Origin of the sequence: Myroides phaeus (assembly GCF_900099675.1) — a bacterium.
Classification (GTDB): Bacteria; Bacteroidota; Bacteroidia; order Flavobacteriales; family Flavobacteriaceae; genus Flavobacterium; species Flavobacterium phaeum.
The window spans coordinates 1-4,429 of record NZ_FNDQ01000045.1 but is presented as its reverse complement, the minus strand read 5'-3'; the positions used below and the strand labels follow the sequence as shown (position 1 = coordinate 4,429).

Here is a 4,429-nt window from a genome sequence, read left to right as displayed (position 1 = left end):
CTCCGGAGATTTTTTTTAGTTACCATAATTTTATTTTTTTAATATCCTAAATATATGACTTCTAACGGAAAAGCTACCGAAGGTTTAGTTCAACAAGGTATTGCCAAAAGCGGGGCTAAAGTGCTAAATTCAAAATTTGTGCTACTATCTCCGCCAAAAACGAATTTTATTCGTTTTTTATTTTTAAATTTAACTCATAAAAATTCGTTTTGGCTCGCCTCGGTGCAAAATCGAAACTTTCAGCTTCGAATTCCCCGCCTTCGGCAATACCCAAAACGTTATCGGCAATACGAAATAAAGTAGTTCAGAAAAAATATTATATTTGCAACATAAATAAAAAGTAAGCAGAAAATGTAAAAATTAATTTCTTAGACAATCTAACAATCAGCTCAAAAAATTGGGCTCCCACTTTTGTTAAACTCAAAAAGAAATTAATTATGCTTACGATTCAAAATTTATCCTATTCACATCCCAATAAAAATACGCTGTTTACTAATTTAAGTATGACAGTAAACCATTCCGATAAAATTGCATTAATTGGCAATAATGGTGTTGGAAAATCTACTTTACTCAAACTTATAGCCAAGGAATTAGAACCTGATGACGGACAAATTTCCTCCGAAACCAAACCCTATTATATTCCTCAAATTTTCGGTCAGTTTAATGATTTGACAATTGCCCAAGCCTTACAAGTTGAAACCAAACTCAATGCTTTACACGAAATTTTAAACGGAAGTGTAGATGAAAAGAATTATAGCCTTTTAAATGACGATTGGACGATAGAAGAAAAATGTCAAGAAGCCCTAAGCTATTGGGATATTTCTGATTTATCACTATCTCAAAAATTAAGCGAATTAAGTGGAGGACAAAAAACAAAAGTCTTTCTCGCAGGTATATTTATTCATCAACCATCATTTGTTTTATTAGATGAACCCAGTAATCATCTTGACAAATCCAGTAGAGACTTACTATACGATTTTATTCAAACCTCAAGAGCAACTTTTATAATCGTTAGCCACGACCGAGAGTTACTTCAGTTATTAAATCCTATTTGTGAGCTCAACAGAAATGAAATTAAAGTTTATGGCGGAAACTATGAATTTTATAAAGAGCAAAAAGAAATTGAACAAAACGCCTTAAGTCAAGATATTCAGAGCAAAGAAAAAGCACTTAGAAAGGCGAAAGAAAAGGAGCGAAAAACAATTGAACGACAACAAAAATTAGATGTTCGAGCAAAAAAGAATTTAGGAAAAGCTGGACTTCCCAAGATAGTATCAGATGCTTGGAAGAATAATGCTGAAAGAAGCTCAGCAAAAATTGCCGGAGTTCATTCAGATAAAATTAATGGTATAAAAGAAGAACTTCAAGATTTGAGGCTTTCCGTTTCTGATATAGAACAAATGAAATTTGAATTTGATTCTTCCAATCTTCATAAAGGTAAAAATCTGTTTATAGCAGAAAATATCAATTTCGCATATAGAACAGGAGGTTTATTATGGGAGAAACCTCTAAACATTCAAATTGTCAGCGGTGAACGAATTGCTATCAACGGAAAAAATGGAACAGGAAAAACCACACTTATCCAAATAATACTCGGAAAACTTAAACCAACGGAAGGAAAAATATTTATTGCTGAAAGTCATTCTGTTTATATTGACCAAGATTATTCTTTAATCAATAATCATTTACAGATTTATGAACAAGCTCAAGAATTTAATCAAACCGGCCTTCAGGAACACGAAGTAAAAATCAGATTAGACCGTTTTTTATTTTCAAAAGATGATTGGGATAAGCCTTGTCATACATTGAGTGGCGGAGAAAGAATGCGGTTAATGTTGTGTTGTTTAAACATTGCTAATCAATCTCCCGACATTATTATCTTAGATGAACCTACCAATAATTTAGACCTTCAAAACATCGAAATTTTAACCAATGCAATCAATGAATATGAAGGAACTTTAATTGTAATTTCCCACGATAAAACGTTCTTACAAGAAATAAATATTGAACGAACTATTGAATTAATGAAGTAAAGCCGATAATCGAGTAGACGGCTCCGCCAGAAACTGACGGAGTGCGCCTCTCAACTTAGCGAAGCGATATCTTGAAATACCTATAAAAAATAAACACTTATTTCAAACACCACCGAGCGTACGGGTCACGTACTCGGCGGTTCGCAAAGAGATGGGTTAAGTTGTAAATGTAATTCTGTTGTAAACTCCCCAAAAAAGTACAGTTTAAAAATGGAAAATTATTAATTGTAAAAGCGTGCTCTGCTGTTTTGCAGGGCTTTTTTTGTGGGTAAAAGAAACAACTAGTTAGATCTTTTCTTTTTTATTTTAAAACAACGTCCTCACATCATCAAATATCTTTTGAAAATGCAATTCTAAATCCTCTTTAGAAACTGTTCTTACTCGGTTTAATTGAGGTTTATTTATCTCTGCTTTTCTGAATTGTATCACTTGTGATTTTCCTCCGCTAATAAAGGCAAATTGCCCTACTTTAAATTGCGTGAATTCATACGCCCGGACTTTTGATACTTCTCTTTGGGAAATGGTTCGAGAATTAGTAGAACCAAACAAATCCGATCCTCCTTTTAAATTTTTAGAAACTTGTTTCTCCTTTACGAGCTCAAAGTACTGTTCGTTAAATTTGGCTGTGTCTGGATCATTTGATTTTCCCAAAATCTGCGTTCCTAAATTGGAGGTAATTTCACGGAAATCATCACGCCCATACTGTACATACCCTTGCGAAATATCTTGGATAGCATAAACCGTACTTACACCAAAGCTTCGCATGGTAGCAGGAATTTTCGCCATGTTTAGTAATTTGACCGTAGGTGCTTCATCCAATAATACAAAACTTTGCTTTCTGTTTCTTTGCATCATTTGAGAAGTCGTGGTTTGTAATATGGCCGCCAAAAGTGGCGTCAAAGCTGAAGCATTTTTTGGCTCATTTATAACCGATAGTACTATATCAATTTCAGGATCGTTAACATTCAAATCAATTTCATTTCCTGATAAAATATAAAAAGCTTCAAGATTGACAATCTTTCGTAATAAAGAAGCTAATGAAGCTAGTACAGCAGCTGTTTGTCGAGTAGATTGAATACCCATCAAAAAGGCTGATGCTTGGCTCATAACTCTTGGGTCGGTTTTTAACCAATCTACTAATGGTTTGAAAGGTTGTGGATTATCTTCACCCTGTGCATTCAATAACTCTTCTAAACTTAAAAAAAAGGCAACTGCATGTGGTAAAGTACACATATCTGGGTGATACGTGCGAAGTTTCAAAATAATGGCCGCAAATAGCCCTGCACCGGCTGAATAAAAGAAATCCTCCTTTTCATCCTTGCCTTTCAGATTCACTAAAATAGATTTTGAAATATTTTCAATATCTACTTCGTTTTCGATGTAATTTGGAGCCATCGGATTGATTCGATAAGAATAATTCACATTATGTAATGCAATTGGTTTTAAACGATCGCCAAAAAGTCCGAAAGCAATTTCAGAAAGCTCTCCATTTTTATAATCATAGATTACTCCTGTAAACTGATGTTCAGCAAAATGTTTCATTAAATAATAGATAGGACTTTCTGTTTTTCCAGACCCTGCACCTGCCACGATAAACACACCTGTATTTACATTGGGAATAAAAATATTTTTTCTATTTGTAGGGAAATGAACTTCTTTAGGATTTGGTTCTTTCGGTTTTGATTTAAAAAATGAAACCAATAAGCCAATTATAAACGGAGGAGTTAATAATAAAGCGATAAACAGATTATTTCCTTTAAAAAAATAAAAGTATAGACTTATAATTCCAATGGTAATTAAGATTCCAATAATCCGATTTATCATTACTTTACGAAAAAGCAAAATAAAGCCAAGTAATGAAACTGAGATCATTATTAAAACGATTAATTTGTTTTCGGTAGTTAATTCAGCAAATAAATTCATAGCAATAGTAATTTACATTCCGTAACCTTTTTCAATAGTTTTAGCTACAGTTTTGGCGACTTTGAGTGTTAACTGTGCTGGATTAGTTGGTATACTCAAATGCGTAGGAATATTCATTCCTAAATTTTGTGACAGCTGCATTTTCAATATATGTGATGGATTTGAAATAGGTATTCCTACATACCTACTCAATTCTTTTTTCACATTTTTTACAATTCCATTTTTATTATTTTCTCGGAATCCTTTTGTATTAGCATTTTTCTTCATCGCTTCATACGATTTAGAATAATCTCGATTATAATTAAAAAAATCATCAAAAGTTTTTTCAGCATTTTGAAAAAAAGCATCTCTGTTAAAACCTATTGTTTTATTCTTTTGTGTTTTGACCCCTATAAACCTAGAGTATTTTTAATTTTTTAAAGTGTAATGTTTTAGGCTGCTTTTTTTCTGTTTAAAATCAAGTGTTTGTCCTT

General features: G+C 32.7%; 3 protein-coding genes. 1 reads left to right on the top strand and 2 read right to left on the bottom strand.

Translation table 11 applies throughout. The annotated features are described in order from the left end of the window. Positions 1–437: 437 nt before the first annotated feature. On the top strand, positions 438–2,033 hold the full coding sequence (gene abc-f / locus BLT46_RS12930) for a ribosomal protection-like ABC-F family protein (RefSeq protein ID WP_090410526.1): 1,596 nt from the start codon (positions 438–440) through the stop codon (positions 2,031–2,033). Between the two features lie 306 nt (positions 2,034–2,339). On the opposite strand, the gene BLT46_RS12925 is transcribed toward abc-f, so the two are convergent. Further along, complete coding sequence (locus BLT46_RS12925; RefSeq protein ID WP_090410525.1) at positions 2,340–3,956, bottom strand: type IV secretory system conjugative DNA transfer family protein; 1,617 nt, start codon at positions 3,954–3,956, stop codon at positions 2,340–2,342. Between the two features lie 12 nt (positions 3,957–3,968). Beyond that, entirely contained in the window at positions 3,969–4,319 is a 351-nt protein-coding gene (locus tag BLT46_RS12920) for a DUF5712 family protein (protein ID WP_245722994.1), read from the bottom strand. Positions 4,320–4,429 lie beyond the last annotated feature (110 nt).